The 16,397-nt window shown below is 59.8% G+C and carries 16 protein-coding genes; 11 read left to right on the top strand and 5 right to left on the bottom strand.

Annotation, left to right across the window (positions count from 1 at the left end; translation table 11 throughout):
• Positions 1-75 precede the first annotated feature (75 nt).
• From ACRANW_RS11330 to chrA, 3 genes are read left to right on the top strand one after another with little or no spacing between them, the layout of a single operon-like run.
• Positions 76-1,038 carry a DUF808 domain-containing protein gene (locus ACRANW_RS11330; protein WP_479433930.1) on the top strand — a complete coding sequence of 321 codons (963 nt, stop codon included), beginning with the start codon at positions 76-78 and terminating at the stop codon, positions 1,036-1,038.
• Positions 1,035-1,670 (top strand): glutathione S-transferase family protein, encoded by a 636-nt coding sequence (locus ACRANW_RS11325; RefSeq protein ID WP_479431890.1) that lies wholly within the window; start codon positions 1,035-1,037, stop codon positions 1,668-1,670. The genes ACRANW_RS11330 and ACRANW_RS11325 overlap by 4 nt, the downstream gene beginning before the upstream one ends.
• A 33-nt stretch (positions 1,671-1,703) precedes the next feature.
• Positions 1,704-3,026, top strand: coding sequence for a chromate efflux transporter (gene chrA / locus ACRANW_RS11320; protein ID WP_479431889.1), 1,323 nt, complete (start codon positions 1,704-1,706; stop codon positions 3,024-3,026).
• Positions 3,027-3,035: 9 nt separating this feature from the next.
• Here chrA and ACRANW_RS11315 read toward each other — a convergent pair whose 3' ends face one another.
• Positions 3,036-3,323 (bottom strand): hypothetical protein, encoded by a 288-nt coding sequence (locus ACRANW_RS11315; protein WP_479431888.1) that lies wholly within the window; start codon positions 3,321-3,323, stop codon positions 3,036-3,038.
• The gene (locus tag ACRANW_RS11310) at positions 3,320-4,747 is read right to left on the bottom strand and encodes a Mur ligase family protein (protein WP_479431887.1); all 1,428 of its coding nucleotides are present in this window, start codon (positions 4,745-4,747) and stop codon (positions 3,320-3,322) included. The genes ACRANW_RS11315 and ACRANW_RS11310 overlap by 4 nt, the downstream gene beginning before the upstream one ends.
• Positions 4,748-4,803: 56 nt before the next feature.
• On the opposite strand from ACRANW_RS11310, the gene ACRANW_RS11305 reads away from it, so the two are divergent.
• The 5 genes from ACRANW_RS11305 to ACRANW_RS11285 all read left to right on the top strand — a co-directional run bounded on the left by ACRANW_RS11305 (position 4,804) and on the right by ACRANW_RS11285 (position 9,774).
• Entirely contained in the window at positions 4,804-5,634 is an 831-nt protein-coding gene (locus ACRANW_RS11305) for an LD-carboxypeptidase (RefSeq protein WP_479431886.1), read from the top strand.
• Positions 5,635-5,668: 34 nt separating this feature from the next.
• Complete coding sequence (gene fabD, locus ACRANW_RS11300) at positions 5,669-6,607, top strand: ACP S-malonyltransferase (RefSeq protein ID WP_479431885.1); 939 nt, start codon at positions 5,669-5,671, stop codon at positions 6,605-6,607.
• Positions 6,607-7,371 carry a 3-oxoacyl-[acyl-carrier-protein] reductase gene (fabG, locus tag ACRANW_RS11295; protein ID WP_479431884.1) on the top strand — a complete coding sequence of 255 codons (765 nt, stop codon included), beginning with the start codon at positions 6,607-6,609 and terminating at the stop codon, positions 7,369-7,371. Before fabD ends, fabG begins: the two co-directional genes overlap by 1 nt.
• Positions 7,372-7,535: 164 nt before the next feature.
• Complete coding sequence (dnaN, locus tag ACRANW_RS11290) at positions 7,536-8,663, top strand: DNA polymerase III subunit beta (protein ID WP_479431883.1); 1,128 nt, start codon at positions 7,536-7,538, stop codon at positions 8,661-8,663.
• A gap of 28 nt (positions 8,664-8,691) precedes the next feature.
• Positions 8,692-9,774 carry a DUF2855 family protein gene (locus ACRANW_RS11285; protein WP_479431882.1) on the top strand — a complete coding sequence of 361 codons (1,083 nt, stop codon included), beginning with the start codon at positions 8,692-8,694 and terminating at the stop codon, positions 9,772-9,774.
• Positions 9,775-9,789: 15 nt separating this feature from the next.
• Here ACRANW_RS11285 and ACRANW_RS11280 read toward each other — a convergent pair whose 3' ends face one another.
• Positions 9,790-11,556 carry an N-acyl-D-amino-acid deacylase family protein gene (locus ACRANW_RS11280; RefSeq protein ID WP_479431881.1) on the bottom strand — a complete coding sequence of 589 codons (1,767 nt, stop codon included), beginning with the start codon at positions 11,554-11,556 and terminating at the stop codon, positions 9,790-9,792.
• A 104-nt stretch (positions 11,557-11,660) separates the two neighbouring features.
• Between ACRANW_RS11280 and ACRANW_RS11275 the strand changes: the two genes are divergently transcribed.
• The 3 genes from ACRANW_RS11275 to ACRANW_RS11265 all read left to right on the top strand — a co-directional run bounded on the left by ACRANW_RS11275 (position 11,661) and on the right by ACRANW_RS11265 (position 13,537).
• Entirely contained in the window at positions 11,661-12,614 is a 954-nt protein-coding gene (locus ACRANW_RS11275) for a glycerophosphodiester phosphodiesterase family protein (RefSeq protein WP_479431880.1), read from the top strand.
• A gap of 92 nt (positions 12,615-12,706) precedes the next feature.
• Positions 12,707-12,988: a DUF427 domain-containing protein gene (locus ACRANW_RS11270; protein WP_479431879.1), complete on the top strand. Its 282-nt coding sequence runs from the start codon at positions 12,707-12,709 to the stop codon at positions 12,986-12,988.
• Between the two features lie 159 nt (positions 12,989-13,147).
• Positions 13,148-13,537, top strand: a complete 390-nt coding sequence (locus ACRANW_RS11265; protein ID WP_479431878.1) for a hypothetical protein — start codon at positions 13,148-13,150, stop codon at positions 13,535-13,537.
• Positions 13,538-13,548: 11 nt separating this feature from the next.
• On the opposite strand, the gene ACRANW_RS11260 is transcribed toward ACRANW_RS11265, so the two are convergent.
• Entirely contained in the window at positions 13,549-14,448 is a 900-nt protein-coding gene (locus ACRANW_RS11260; protein ID WP_479431877.1) for an alpha/beta fold hydrolase, read from the bottom strand.
• Between the two features lie 130 nt (positions 14,449-14,578).
• A complete protein-coding gene (locus ACRANW_RS11255; protein WP_479431876.1) occupies positions 14,579-16,276 on the bottom strand; it encodes a PHA/PHB synthase family protein in 1,698 nt (565 codons plus the stop codon).
• Between the last annotated feature and the right edge of the window lie 121 nt (positions 16,277-16,397).

Here is a 16,397-nt window from a genome sequence, read left to right as displayed (position 1 = left end):
TGCAAGGCTTGCCGCGCGGCAGGCGGACGGGCAGTCGGTGAGGAACACTGCGTGATTCGCGTGAGAGGGAACGTTATGCCGTCAGGTCTTGTCGCATTACTCGACGATATTACACTCATTGCTAGGGCGGCGGCTGCTTCAATTGATGATATCGGCGTGGCTGCCAGCCGCGCCGGCGCCAAGACTGCTGGGGTGGTGATTGACGATGCGGCCGTGACGCCAAGCTACGTCACCGGTCTTTCGCCTGCACGTGAATTGCCGATCATCTGGAAAATCGCCAAAGGCAGTCTCAAGAACAAGCTGTTGTTCCTTTTGCCGGCCGCATTGTTGCTATCCGAGTTTTTGCCAGGAGCGATCATCTGGTTGCTGATGCTGGGCGGGGCTTTTCTATGTTATGAAGGGGCGGAAAAGGTCTTGGAGAAACTCGGCGCAGCCAAGCATGGCGCGACGTTGGAAGACGAGATCAGCGATCCTGTTGCGTTCGAAAACAAGCGCGTGGCCGGCGCGATCCGTACCGATTTCATTCTTTCAGCTGAAATCATGGCGATCACGCTGGCCGAGCTTAATCTGGACATTTGGTGGGAACGCGGCATCGCGCTCGCGCTGGTGGCGATTGTCGTGACGGTGGTGGTTTACGGCGCGGTCGGCTTCATCGTGAAGATCGACGACATCGGTCTTTATCTCACCAAGCAGGCCAGCAATGCCAAGCAGAAATTCGGGCATTTTCTGCTGCGTTTCGTGCCCAAGTTGCTGGTTTTCCTGTCGATCGTTGGCACGCTGGCTATGCTGTGGGTTGGCGGGGGGATCATCGTTCACGGCACGCACGAAGTCGGGTTCGACGCGATCTATAACGTCGTCCACGGCGCGGAATATGCCGTACGGGACGCTGTCGGCGCTGCGAGCGGCGTCCTAGGTTGGTTGACCTATGCTATCTTGTCGGGATTGGTCGGACTTGTTCTGGGCGGCATCATTGCATTCGTATTGCATAAAGTGATGGCTGTGGGCGCGGATGAGGGACATCAGGTCGCCCATCCATGACCCAGCCAGCACTTTACACCTGCGCCGGTTCAAGAGGGCTGCGCGCCACTTGGGCAGCAGAGGAGGCGGGTATCGATATCGACCTTCGGATCCTGCCGTTCCCGCCCCGTTACCTTGCACCGGAGTTCATGGCGCTGAATCCTCTCGGCACTGTGCCTTTGCTGGTCGATGGCGATGCGCGGCTCACCGAAAGCTGCGCTATCGCCCATTATCTCGCCACCCGTGACGGCTTTACCCACCTCGCCGTAGCACCGGGCGAGCCAGATTACGCTGCTTACTGCGATTACACCTTTCACGCTGACGCCACGATCACCTTCCCGCAAACCGTTTTCATGCGCTTTGCGATCTTCGAAAAAGACAAAGGATTGGCTGAAGCAGGGTATGCCTATGCCAAGTGGTTCCACAAGCGCCTGATCAAGATCGATCAGCGCCTCGAAGGGCGCGAGTTCCTGTGTGCCGATCGATTCACGGTCGCGGACATTTGCGTTGGATACGCGCTGGTCCTCGCTGAAAGCGTCGGACTGGACGGCGGCGTGCCAGAGAGTCTCAAGATCTATCGTGCGCGACTGATGGCACGGCCAGCATATCAGCGTGCAATCATGCGCGAAGAGGAGGGCCGTAAGGCGCTTTAGTTCCTTGTGCGAAACGACCTCTCCCGGCAGCGCATGATGGCAGCGCCCAGTCCCGCCCACCGCGTTTCCTTTCGTGAACTGTTGCCGGTGTTTGCCCGCATCGGCTTTCTCAGTTTCGGAGGGCCTGCCGGACAGATCGGCCTGATGCACCGCGAATTGGTCGAAGAGCGCGACTGGATCGAGGAGCAGGATTTCCTCCACGCACTCAATTTCTGCAACCTGCTCCCCGGACCCGAAGCCCAGCAACTGGCGACCTGGACCGGCTGGCGGCTACACGGTTGGCGCGGAGGGCTAGCGGCGGGAACGCTGTTCGTCATTCCCGGCGCGCTCGTCATCCTTGCGCTTTCGGTGCTTTATGCTCTTGCAGCCGACCTTGCATGGGTGGCCGCTGTGTTCCTCGGGATCAAGGCCGCGGTATTGGCGATCGTGGTGCAGGCTCTGGTGCGTATCGGCGCGCGCGCGCTCGAAACCACACTTAAACGCGTTTTGGCTGTGGCTGCATTTGCGGGACTTTTCTTTCTTGATCTGCCGTTTCCGTTAATTGTTCTGGGTGCCGGGGTGATCGGCATAGCGGTTGCCGCAGTGCGGCCGGAATGGCTCGCTGTCCGACCGGGCGGGAGCGACGGGCTGCCAACACCCCAACCGTGGCGCAGCACCTTCCTGTCAGTCGCAGTCTGGTCTGCAATCTGGGCCTCACCGATGCTGTTGATTGCCATGACGCTGGGGCAGGATCATGTGCTTTGGGAAATCGGCGTATTTTTTTCGCAGCTAGCCGTCGTCACCTTCGGCGGTGCTTATGCGGTGCTCGCCTACATGGCGCAGGAGGCGGTACAGGGCTTCGGGTGGCTGCGGCCGGGCGAAATGGCCGACGGGTTGGGTCTTGCCGAGACGACCCCAGGGCCGCTGATCCTTGTCATGCAATTTGTCGGCTATCTTGCCGCCTTCCGCGCGCCAGATCCGTTTTCGCCGCTGATTGCCGGTTTGCTTGGCGCGGCGGTTACAACCTGGGTCACTTTCGCGCCGTGCTTTATGTGGATTTTTGCCTTCGCGCCGTGGATCGACCGGCTCGGTAACGCAGTGCGCATCAAGGGTGGGCTGGCCGCCGTGACGGCTGCGGTGGTCGGCGTGATTGCCAATCTGACAGCCTGGTTCGCGCTTCACGTGCTGTTTGCGTCGGTCGGCGAGGCGCGGTTTGGGCTGCTGCGTCTCTACTGGCCCGATCAAGCTAGCTTTGATGTGCGTGCCGCCGGGTTGGCTATACTGGCCTGCATCTTGGCCTTTGTTTTCAAATGGCAAGTTCTACGCATACTAGCCCTCTGCTCTGTAAGCGGCCTTGCGCTAAGCCTGCTCGCTTGATTGCGCCCGTCAGCGATTTCGGGAATCGGTCTGGCTCAGGTCCAGTCCGCAACGGGTGCAGATCCGGTTCGGCCAAGGGACCACGAATATCCCCCGGAAGAACGCGTTCTTGGCGCAGCGCTGGCAATTGAAGCGCAGCATCGGCGCATTAACGATCAAGAGCAGCAAGATCGCTGCCACAAAGGCGAGCGTTGAATGACCATAGAGCCGGTCGACCGTGACAACCAACAGCACGCCAAAAGCCACGGCCCCCAGCATCCGCCAGGCATGACGCGCGGCGCGTGAATAAAGCGTCATGCCAGGCGGGCGAGGATCGATTGGGCGAACTCCGTCAGGGTATCATCGCGCGCGCCCATGACCACGATACGGTCACCAGGGCGGGCAAGGGCGATGATCCGGTCGGCGCAATCATCGCGTAAGGCGATATGTTCGGCCTGCCCCCCGGCAGTGTTGATAAGGCCGGTGACCCTTTCGCTGCCTTCGCTACGATCGACTGTCCCGCCGTAATAGACAGGGTCGCTGAAGATGGTGATGTCATCCGGCGCCAGTTCGCGTGCGAAGGTCCGGGCAAGCTCAGCACCCATCTGGCGCAAAGGGCCGTAGCCATGGGGCTGGAAGAAAGCGATTACCCTGCCGTGTGTGGTTTTCAAGGTGCGCAAGGTCGCCGCGCATTTTTCAGGGTTATGGCCAAAATCGTCAATCACCGTGATGTCGGACGACGTCGTGCCGATCACGTCGAACCGGCGCGCCAAACCCTCGAAGCTGCGCAGCGCGTAGGTCGCGTGCGCTATACTAAGACCGGCTGCACTTGCCGCCGCGATGGCGGCCAGCGCGTTGGACAGGTTATGCAGCCCCGGCATCGGCAGGATCAGCGGAAACACCTCGCGCTTGCGATTATCGATCACTGCGGCGCGGACGCCAAGTTCGCTCTGATCGATGGAATCCGGTTCGACCGTGATATCGGCGCTCCGCGTCTTGATCCCGAAGGTCACGGCGCCATCAGCCTTTGGCAGAAGATAGGCGGCTTCTGGACTGTCAAGATTGATGACAGCAGTCCCGGCTGTGGCAACGAACTTGCCGAACAGGGCACGCAGTTCCTCGATGCTCTTATGATCAAGGCTGACATTAAGCAGCACGCCGATAGTCGGCCGATAAAGCGAAATGGAACCGTCGCTTTCATCAACCTCACTGACGAACAGCGCCGGCCTGCCGATCCGCGCGCTGGCAAAGGGGTTGGCCGGGGTGACGAAATTCTTCATCACCGCACCGTTCATCACCGTGGGATCGTGTCCACCTTCGGCCAAGATCCAGGCGATCATCCCTGTGACTGTCGATTTGCCTGAAGTTCCGCCCACCGCGATGGAGAAATCGGCTGCGTTGAATAGGCCCGAGAGCAGTTCAGCGCGGCTCAACTTTTCGCAGTCAAGCGCGCGCGCTTGAGCGACTTCGGGTACCGTGTCCTCAATCGCGGCAGAGGCAATCAGAACCTGATTGGAGGACGTGACACCGCTTCCGTCCTGGGGAAACAGAGTGAAGCCATTGCTCTGCATCCATGCAAACTTATCAGGCGTGCGGCCTTGGTCACGGCTGCGGTCCGATCCTGCCACCGGATGGCCGAACCCTTGCGCGATCTGCGCTAGTGGCAGCATACCGGACCCGCCGATGCCGCAAAAGAACAGCGGACGCCCTGTAAGCGACCCGGCTTTGAACCCATAATCCATATTCGGCTTGGTTATTGGCTTGCGCCCTCCCTGACAAGCGCCATAGGCTGCGCGGCATGACGAATATCGCCATATGTGCGCCCGCCACGCCAATCACCCGAGAGCATCAAAGCGCGCTCGCGGCGCTGATTGCGGCGGAATTTCCGAACCACAATGTCACTTTTCACGATCAATGTTTCGAGCGTGACGGTCATTTTGCAGGTGACGATCTGCGACGCCTCACCGCGCTCCTCGATTGTGCCAATGATCCTGCCTTCGATGTCGTATGGTTCGCCAAGGGCGGTTATGGTTCGAACCGTATTGCCGAGGCTGCGGTTGCCCGGATGAACCAGGCTGCACGGGCCAAGACCTATGTGGGCTTTTCCGATTGCGGTTATATGCTGGCCGCACTTTACCGGGCGGGGATAGGGCAGAGCGTCCACGGCCACATGCCCGTCAGCGCGCGTTCGGAAGGCGGGCGCGATGCAATCCGGCGAGTACTGAAATGGCTGGGCGGCGATACCAGCGGGTTGGAGCCAAGCCTCGACGGGACAACGCCTGCCGCCGCTTTCAACCTTATCACGTTGGCCATGATCGCCGGAACGCCGATCATGCCCGATCTGACCGGCCATGTTGTGATGGTGGAAGAAGTATCCGAACATCTTTACGCGATTGACCGATTGTTTTTTCATCTTGCCGGAACGCTCCCGCGCCTCGCTGGCCTCAGGCTGGGGACGATTACAGATGTGCCGGAAAACTACGTTGAATTCGGCCAGAGCGAGGAAGACATCGCTCGTTTCTGGTGTGCGCGAGCCGGCATTCCCTACCTCGGCCGGGCGCTTGTCGGGCATACGTCTGCCAACAGGGTTGTGCCCTTCGGCCTTGCCAGTCCGCCCGTGCGGACGTAACGGCGCGCCCCAAAACTCATAAAGAGGGTCGTCCATGCGCGCATTTATTTTTCCGGGACAGGGCAGTCAGAAAATCGGCATGGGCGCCGATCTGGCCGAGGCGAGCCAGGCAGCGCGCGATGTGTTCGGTGAGGTGGACGAAGCGCTGCGTCAGCACCTTTCGGTTTTGATGCGCGAAGGACCAGAAGAGCGACTCACCCTTACCGAAAATGCTCAGCCGGCGATCATGGCCAATGCGATCGCGACTTTGCGCGTTCTGGAACACGACTTCGGCGTCAACATCCTTAAGGTGGCCCAATGCGTTGCGGGCCATTCGCTTGGCGAATATACGGCCCTGTGCGCGGTCGGCGCGTTCGGTCTTGCCGACACGGCCCAGCTTCTGAAATTGCGCGGATGGGTTATGCAGGCTGCTGTGCCGCTGGGCGAGGGCACGATGGCCGTGCTGCTGGGCGCGGATATCGATCAGGCTAGGGCACTGGCTGAAGCAGCTGCACAGGGTGAGATCTGCGAAATCGCCAATGACAATGACCCTTCGCAGGTCGTATTGTCAGGCCACACCGGCGCGATTGAGCGGGCGGTGGCGCTGGTCAAGGAGCACGGGATTAAGCGCGGCATGATCCTCAATGTGTCCGCACCATTCCATTCCTCACTGATGGCGCCAGCCGCCGTGCGCATGGCCGAGGCGCTGACAGCAACCCCTCCGCAGGCCTTCACTCTACCGCTCTATGCCAATGTCACCGCTGCCGCTGTCACCGACCCGGAAGCCGAACGTACGCTGCTGATCGAACAGGTGACAGGCCGCGTGCGCTGGCGCGAAAGCGTGCTTGCCATGCGCGCCGATGGCGTCGAAAGCTTTGTTGAACTGGGCGGGAAGGTGGTCGGGCCGATGGTGGGCCGGATCGATCGGGACGCCCACGTGACCAGCCTCGTGACCATGCAGGATCTTGAGGATTTCGCGAAGGAAATCGCCTGATGTTTTCTCTGAATGGAATGAATGCGCTGGTGACCGGCGCGAGCGGCGGGATCGGGTCAGCCATTGCCCACGCGTTGGCAAGCCAGGGCGCACGGCTCGCCCTGTCAGGCTCAAACCCCGCAAAGCTGCGCGCGTTTCGCGACGAGTTGAATGCGGCCTATCCACACCACGATCATGACGGCCATGTCGAAATCACGTGCGATCTTGGCAACGCAACTCAGGTGGAAGAGCTGATCCCAGCAATGCTCGATACGCTCGGCACAATGGACATCCTCGTCAACAATGCCGGCATCACCCGCGATAATCTTGGGATGCGGATGAAGGATGATGAATGGGATCAGGTGATCCGCATCAATCTCGAAGCCAGCTTCCGGCTAATGCGTGCCGCCGCCAAGCCGATGATGAAGGCTCGCTATGGTCGCATCATTAACATTACGTCCGTGGTTGGGGCGACGGGCAATCCCGGGCAGATGAACTATTGCGCAGCCAAGGCTGGCCTCACCGGCATGACCAAGGCATTTGCACAGGAAGTGGCCAGCCGCGGGATTACCGCCAATTGCGTAGCGCCAGGCTTCATCCGCACGGCGATGACATCGACGCTGGACGAAAAGCAGCAAGCCGCGATCAACGGACGCATCCCGATGGGCCGCATGGGTGAAGGCGCGGAAATAGGTGCTGCGGTGGCTTTCCTCGCCAGCCGCGAAGCCGCTTATGTGACGGGCGCAACGCTTCACGTTAATGGCGGGATGGCGATGCTCGGTTAACGTTGCGTGGGCTTTGCTTTGCCTTATCCCCAGCGCAATACCCCCTCGTAAAGCCGCCCGCTTGCCCGTATCGCGTTGCGCGCTAAGGTTTCAGGGACTTTTCCGGCGCTTGGGGGCGATTCCGTGCAACTCCACGCAACAGACAGGAACGATAGGGACAAGCAATGAAGGCCACGATTGAACGCGCGACGCTGTTGCGGTGCCTTTCCCATGTTCAATCCGTGGTGGAGCGCCGCAATACAATCCCGATCCTTTCCAACGTGTTGATTGATGCCAGCGACGGCGGATCGGTGCGGGTGATGGCTACGGATCTCGATCTGCAGGTGGTAGAGACGATGTCGGCTTCGTCCGTCGATCAGGCGGGTGCGATTACCGTGTCAGCACACTTGCTGTTCGAAATTGCGCGCAAACTGCCCGATGGCAGCCAGGTGAGCCTGACGACCAGCGACAACCGGCTGGAGGTCAAGGCGGGCCGGTCAAACTTCAAACTGCCCACGCTGCCGCGTGATGATTTCCCGGTCATTGTCGAAGGGGATTTGCCCACAAGTTTCGAACTGCCCGCGCGGCTGTTGGCCGAATTGATTGACCGTACGCGGTTTGCCATCTCGACCGAAGAAACCCGCTACTACCTCAACGGCATTTTTTTCCATGTGACGGACGAGGATGAGCCGTTGCTCAAGGCCGCGGCCACTGACGGCCACCGCTTGGCGCGCTTCACCTTGCCGCGCCCCGAGGGCGCCGCCGGGATGCCCGACGTGATTGTGCCTCGCAAAGCAGTGGGAGAGCTTCGCAAGCTTCTTGACGAAGCGCTGGATGGCAATGTGTTGATTGACCTTTCGGCCAGCAAGATCCGCTTTACCATGGGCGGCGAAGGCGGCGTCGTTCTGACCAGCAAGCTGATTGACGGCACTTTCCCCGATTACAGCCGGGTAATCCCTACCGCCAATGACAAACTGCTCAAGGTCGATCCCAAGCTGTTCTATTCTGGCGTCGATCGCGTCGCGACCATTGCCACCGAGAAAACCCGGGCGGTGAAGATCGGGCTCGACAATGATCGTGTCACGCTGTCGGTCACATCGCCCGATAATGGCACCGCTGCTGAAGAAATCGCCGCCGAATACCGTGCCGAGGGCTTAGAGATCGGCTTCAACGCCAATTACCTCAAGGATATTCTTGGCCAGATCGACAGCGATACGGTGGAGCTGCATCTTGCAGATGCCGGTGCGCCAACGTTGATCCGTGAAAATGAACAGGCGCGCGCTCTTTACGTGCTGATGCCGATGCGGGTGTGAGCTCTGCCTTGGCGGAGGGGGCTTTTCGATGAATGCTGCGCAAGTTCACGTCCGCAAATGTGATCTGACCGATGCTGTCCTGACCGATGTTCCTTTATGCCCGCTTCCCGATGGCGCGCTGCGGCTTGCGGTCGAGAGTTTCTCGATTACCGCCAACAACGTGACCTATGCAGTTGTTGGTGACGGCTTTAGGTATTGGGACTTCTTCCCGGCGCCTGATGGCTTTGGCATCGTGCCAGTGTGGGGCCATGCGCAGGTCATCGAAAGCCGCTGCCCGGACATCAGTGTTGGCGAGCGGATCTACGGCTACCTGCCAATGGCAAGCCATCTTGATGTGGTGCCGGGTCGGATCAATGTGAGCAGCTTCCTCGACACCACTGATTATCGCCAGACCATGAGCCCGGTGTACAACAGCTACACTCGCCTCGCGGCTGACCCCGAGCACAATCCGGCGCGTGAGGCGGAGCGGATGATCTTTGGCCCGCTATTTCGCACCGGATTTTTAATCGAATACTTTCTGCGTGAGGCCGCCTGGTTTGGCGCAGAACAGCTGATCGTCACTAGCGCTTCGTCCAAGACCGCGATGGGTCTGGCAAGTGTGGCACGCAAAAACTCAGCTGCCATCAAGCGGATCGGGCTGACTTCGGCGAGCAATGTCGCATTTGTTTTGGCGAGCGGGCTTTACGATGAAGTGCTGGCCTATGACGATCTGGAGCGCCTGCCTGTCTTGCGCAGTGTAAATGTCGATTTTGCAGGCAATGCGGACGTGCTGGCGCGAATCCACCATCATTTCGAGGATGCACTGGCGCATTCGTCCTTGGTAGGAATGACTCATATCGCGGCGCGCTCGACCTTTGGCGGGGGCGAGCCACTACCCGGACCCAAGCCTGCGCTTTTCTTTGCGCCAGACCATGCGGTCGCGTTCTTCAAGACACTTGGGGCGCAAGATGGTGGCAAGCTGATCGCAGCCGCGTGGCACGACTTTATCAAGACCGCCGATGGCCACGTCGCGATTGAGCGGCGTCACGGCCTTGGCGCGGCCCGCACTGTGTTTGCGACGATGATGGCAGGTGAGATTGACCCGGCCAAGGGTATCGTGATCGAACCCTGACCGGGGTGGGGTGCATTACTCCGCTGCTTCGGCCAGTTCGGCCCTTTGAGGGCCGCGAATTAACCCGCCAGGTGCTTCACCGGTCCAAGTGCCGTTACGGAAGGTGACAACGCCGCTCTTGATTGTGGCGATATAACCATCCGCCTTTTGTAGCAAACGCTTGCCACCAGCAGGCAGATCGAACGCCAGCCACGGCTTGCCAAGCTTGAGTGCATCCATGTCGGTCACGTTCAGATCGGCAAGGTAACCCGGTGCGATTACACCGCGGTCTTCTAGCCCGTACAGCACCGCCGTATCGCGACATTGGCGTTTGATTGCATGCTCCAGGCTAATCCTTGCCCCCCGCTTGCGGCTTTTCACCCAGTGTTCGAGCATGAATGTCGGCGAAGCGGCATCGCAAATCGTTCCGCAATGCGCGCCGCCATCCGAGAGCGAATTTACGGTGTCGTCGGCGTGTTGGAGCGGATGCAGAAAATCGAGATTGCCGTCAGCATAATTGAGGATAGGCAGGTAAATGAAGCCCTTACCTTCGTCGCGGCACAGCAGGTCATAGGCGTATTCTTGCGGCGAAACGCCAGCGACGGCGGCGCGGGCGTTGATGCTCGCCTCGGCGTCCGGCTCGTAATCGAAATCGGGGTCCATCTCATATTGCATCGCCCAGCCTTGCGAGATCACCATCACCACCCCGCCAATGTCCTTGGGAGCATCGGTGTAATCATTGGGTTCGGCGAGCAGAGCTGCGCGGAAAGCGGGATCGAGCAGCTTGGCCTTCTGCTCCTCCCAAGGCCGATCCTTGATGGCCATCCAGCTGGGGCGAAAAGCAAATGGGTTCACCGTTCCTTGCCAGGCCATGATGATCCCGTTCCCGCGCAGCGCGATCTGCGCCACAATTTGCGCGCCATTGTTGTTTTCGGCGCGCATCGCGGCGATCTGTTCGTCGAGAGACATTTCCTTTGCAATGGACTGCAACGCGGCGAAAGTTACGGGGATACCTGCTTCTCGGCTGAGTTTCCCCATCCAGTCGAACTCGTTCCATTCGCGCTTTAGGTCGCTGGCCATTTCGAACACGGCATGGCCGCCCGCTTTTGCTGCTCGGCCCATTGCATGGCCAATTGCAATCAGTTCCTGAGGGGTGGCGGTGGTGCCGGGGACGAGTTCGCCATCAACCGACTTGTGAAGCACAGTGCGCGAGGTGGAGAAGCCCAGCGCACCGGCGCGCACACCTTCTTCGACGATGCGGCTCATTTCGGCAATATCATCCGCAGTCGGCATGGCGCCCGGCTGTTCGCGCTCTCCCAATACATAGGCGCGCACGGCACCATGGGGAACATGCGTGCCAACATCGACCGTGCGGGGCAGCTTCTCCAACGCCTCAAGATATTCAGGGAAGGTTTCCCAATTCCAGGTCATCCCTTCGGCAAGGGCCGTGCCGGGAATGTCCTCCACACCTTCCATCAGGCTGATGAGCCACTCGTGCCGGTCGGGCTTGGCCGGTGCAAAGCCGACCCCGCAATTGCCCATGACGACCGTTGTGACGCCGTGCCAACTCGATGGGGCCATTTCCTGATCCCAGGTCGCTTGCCCATCATAATGCGTGTGAATGTCGACAAACCCCGGAGTAATGATCTTTCCAGCGGCATCGATTTCTTCGGACGCGCTGCCCTCGATCTTGCCTACCGCCACAATCAATCCGCCCTTGATGGCGACATCGCCGTTGAAGCTATCGGCCCCGGTGCCATCCACAATCGTGCCGCCCCGGATGATCAGGTCATATTGCGCCATTTTCTCTCTCCCTTATGGGAAAGAAGAATGTCGCAAAGCACCGCACCCTACAAGGGGGCGATGCTTTAGTTGATGAAACACAGCTTAAGCCAAGGGCAGGAATAATGGGTTTGAACAAGCTATATCGCATAGGTATTGTAGGACTTGTTGGATTTGCCGCGCCCAGCACGCCGCTCGCCGCGCAGGATAGCGGCGCTTGGCGCCTCGCTCCGCAGAGCGATCTGTCTGCGATGCTCGACTGTTTCGAGGCGGCGGGCCAAACGCTGATATCGGCCCACCGTGGCGGGCCGACGCCCGGCCTGCCCGAGAACGCGATCCCGACCATGGACGCGCTGCTGGCCGCGCAACCTGCAATCATGGAGGTTGATGTGGGCAAGAGCGCGGACGGCGTCCACTTCCTGCTGCATGACGATCGGCTTGATCGCACCACCACCGGCACCGGCGAGGCCGCCGCGCAGGATTGGGCCACGCTGAGCGCGTTGCGGCTCAAGGATAACTGGGGCTGGGTTACGCCCTATGCCATCCCGACTCTGACCGAGGCGCTGGTGTGGGCTAAGGGGCGCACGGTGCTTCAGATCGATTTCAAGCGCTCGGCTGATTACAACGCGGTGGTCGCCGCGATCCGCGAGGCCGAAATGGCGGGCAGCGTAATCCTTATCGCCTATTCGCCTCAGCAAGCCGCCGCGCTGCACCGTGCGGCACCTGAAATGCTGTTGTCGGTCTCCGTGGAGCGTCCTGGCGATGTCGCCGCCTTGGAAGCAGTCGGTATCCCGCAGGATCGGATGATCGCGTTCACCGGCACCCGCCTGCCGCGCCCTGAACTTTATAGCGAACTGGATGGCCGCGATATCGAGGTGATCTTTGGCACACTGGGCCGTCCTCCCCGCTCCATCGATGCGGTGATCGATCGTTACGGGATGGACGAACGCTATGCTGAACTTGGCAAGGAAGGTGTTGATATCATCGCCACCGACCGTCCCCGTGAAGCGGCCGCGGCGCTGGCTGAGGCAGGGCGCTTGCCCAAGGCGGGGCAATGCGGGGTCAGCCGGGGCGGATAAAGCTCAACGCATGGCGCGCTTGCAATGCTGCGATGCGTCGCCACCTGCAAACGTGAAGTCAGCTTATGCACGCGGTTGAAGGAGAACAAGCAATGGTCAAAGCAACATGGAACGGCACCGTCATCGCCGAGAGCGATGCGACCGTGGTGGTTGAAGGCAATCACTATTTCCCGCGCGGCTCGGTCAAACCTGATGTGCTGAGCGAGAGCGCAACCACCAGCCATTGCTCTTGGAAGGGTACCGCGCATTATCATAGCGTCACCGTTGATGGTGCGACCAACAGTGACGCCGCTTGGTATTACCCTGAACCCAAAAGCGCTGCTGCCGAGATCAAGGACCGCATCGCGTTCTGGCGCGGGGTCGTGGTCGGATAGACGCGGCTCAGGCGGTGTAAATGCGGGCCGCAAGAGGGTTGCCAGACGGTGCGCGTTCGCAGCGGATCTCTGCGCCTGAAATAGAGATTAGCGGCCAGCCTGCGCACCCACTTTGGCACTTCTGACGGCACCGTGCGTTGATCCGCAAAGGAGCGAGGCATGATCTACATCCTCATCAACCTCTGGCCGATCGCCGCGGCGATGCTGTTTGGGCTCATCATTGGCCTTGTCTGGCTGCGCGCATCGGGCATTTTGCTGCCGGGATGGAAAACGCTGGCTGGCGCGGCGCTCGCCGAATTCTGGCTTGCTGCGATCCTCGCAGGCGCCCTGATCCTTGCGCCTCCCGAAGCTGGTGCATGGGTGATGGCGGTGGGCAGCGCGCTGGTGATCTGGATCGGCTTTGTGGTGCCGGTGTTGTGGGTGAGCTTTATGGCGCTGGGCATGGGCGCACGCCGTACGATTTCGGTGGCGCTGCATTGGCTAGCGGTGATGCTGGGGCAGGCGATCCTGATGCAGACCATCGGCCTCGTCCCGCCCCAAATGGTCTGAACGGGACGGCTTTAGGCCGCCGCCGCTTCCGCAGACGCTGCCGCAACAGCCGCTTTGGCAATCCGCCGTGTTTCTTTCACGGTGTCGGGCGCGTCCAGAAATTCGCGGATTGCCGCAACGCTTTGGTCCGCATGGGTCAGCAGGAACAAATGACCGCCGCCCTCGAACGTCAAGAGTTGCGCGTTGGGGATCATTGCCTTCAGGATCTTGCCATTGACGACGGGCACGATCTGATCATCCTCGCCCATCATAATCAGCGTTTCCTTCTTCAGGAAAGGCAAGGCCGGCAGGCTGCTCCAGCCCATCATGCACAGCAGTTGATACACGTAACCGCGCGGGCTAGGGGGTTTTAACCGGCTGATATGGCTGGATTTATGATCTTCGCCGCCGGTCTCCATTAGTCCACCGTAAAGCGTTTTGAAGTGCTTGGCCATGAAATCGGGGTCTACATAGCGGCGCGGATCGGCCATTTTGGTGAAGGCGGCCGGGTTGCCCGGCACCATCAGCATCCCCGGCGTGGTGGCGATCAGGGTTAGGCGGCGGGTACGCTTGGGGTACTGAAGCGCAAATTGCTGCGCCATTGCGCCGCCCCATGACACGCCCATTACATCGACTTCATCCAAGCCGAGGTTCGCCAGCAGCAGCGCCGCTGTACGGCTCATCGTGAATGGATTGTAGGGCAGCATCGGATCGGGCGATTCGCCGGTGCCGGGCATGTCGAACATGACAAACCCGCGTTCGGGCATCGCGGCCGCCAGCGGCGCCAACGCCTCGATATTCGCGCCGATCCCGTTGAAGAACAGAACCGGAGGATGGTCAGACGGCATATCGAGCCGCCATGTCGCAATCCGTAGCGTCCGACCGCCCACTTTTTCCATTTTGACGACAGCGTCGTCCATTGCATTGGCCACGAAAACCCGTCCTTTCAATGCGCCCGAAAGAGCGCAAGTGCGGCGCGCCCGTCAGTCCCAGACCGAGCGTGCCGATAATCTGTTTGCGCGTAATTTCCCCGTCTTCTGGGTCTTACGCTGCACTGCAATATCAGACTTCTTCGATAACGTAGAGTCCCGGTGCAGGGTCGCTGGGTTGATAGGTGTCGTTGCCAAGCGCGGCCGGAGCGGGAATCTTTTTGCCTGAGCGCGCTTGCAACCATTCAATCCAGCGTGGCCACCAGCTGCCCTTGACCTCTTCGCTGCCTTGCAGCCACGCATCGGCCGTCGCAGGAAGCTTGCCCTTTTTGGTTTGCACGAAATATTTGGCCTTGGGATTGCCCGGCGGGTTTAAGATCGCCTGCATGTGTCCGGATTGCGAAAGCACATAGGTTACGTCCTTCGAACCAAACAACTGGGTCGAGCGATAGGTTGCCATCCACGGCGTGATGTGATCGGTCACCCCGCCCAGGACGAACAGGTCCGACGTGACCTTGCTGAGATCAATCTTGTGATCAACCATCTCGACTTCGCCTTTCTTGGTGAAGGCGAGCGTTTCATAAAGAGTCAGGAAGTCCCCCATCAGGCTGGCTGAAAGGTTGGTGGCGTCGGCGTTCCAGAACAACACGTCGAATGCCGGCGGATCGGACCCGAGCAGGTAATTGTTGATGACGTAGTTCCAGATCAGATCATTGGGCCGCAGCCAGGCGAACCCACGCGCAAGATCATCGGCCTTGATAATGCCGGCCTTCGATGCGCGTTGCCGGGCGAGCTTCATACCATTCTCGCTGACGAGCGATCCTGCCTCAATATCAGTCGCCTTGGGGTGCAACACGCAGACCATTAATGTCAGGGTGCCCAGCAGATCGGACTTGTCCGCCGCCAGTTTGGACGCGAGCATTGCGGCTGTTTGGCCACCCGAACATGCAGCCGATACATTCACCTTTTTCGCATCAGTGATGGCAGCAACGGTCTCCATCGCCTCCCGGCAGGAATGGACGTAATCGGCGATGTCCCACTTGCCCTGCGCCTTCGTCGGGTTGCGCCAGGAAATTACGAAGGACTGGATGCCGTTATCGAGCTGCCATTTCACCACCGACTTTTCGGGGCTGAGGTCGTTGATATACATCTTGTTGATTTGCGGCGGGATGGTGAGCTGCGGGATTTCATGCACTTCGTCTGTCGTCGGTGCGTAGTGGATGAGCTCCATCATCTCGGTCCGCAACACCACCGCGCCTTTGGAGGCAGCAACGTTTTCGCCCAGCTTGAACGGACGCTTGTCAACCTGGCTGACCATGCCTTTATTGTGGACGATATCGTTATAGGCGTTTTGCAAGCCCTTGATGAGGCTCAGCCCGCCACTGTCGATCACTCGCTTTTGCGCCGTCGGATTGCCGATAAGCGTGTTGCTGGGGGCAAGACCATCAAGGATGATGTTGGCGATGAAGTTGGCGCGGTTGCGTTCCAGCTCGTCGAGTTCGAGTTCGTCAAGCCAGTTACGCATTCCCTTTTGCACAGCGAGATAATACTGCGCACCTGCACGGAAAAACGGGTTGAAGGCCCAAGCGGGATCCATAAATCGCTTGTCCTTGGGATCTGGGGCGAGCTCGCTTTTGCCGGTCATGATCTTGACCATGTCCTGCGCCATTGCCGTTGAATGGCGCATTAGCCGCGATGGATCAGATGCGGTTTCGCGCAGCAGCAGCGCCACAGCGCTGACGAAGTCCTCTCGCGCTACGCCGATCAGTGGCCCTAAGGCATTGGTCGACTGGGCTGCTTCGTTTTCAAGCTTCACTTCGCTGCGTGCCATGGAGTCCTCTTTTATCGTGACCGTTTCATGCGCGGTTTCGCATGGCCGTCGATTAATCCGGCCTATCGGTGGGAGGATGCAGCTTAAGCAGCCAAGTTGCAAGCATGGTGCCTCGTGAAAG

It is taken from the genome of Erythrobacter sp. 'gip.4 top 5', from assembly GCF_056495765.1.
The sequence above is the reverse complement of the archived record's forward strand: the minus strand, read 5'-3'. Positions and strand labels throughout refer to the sequence as shown.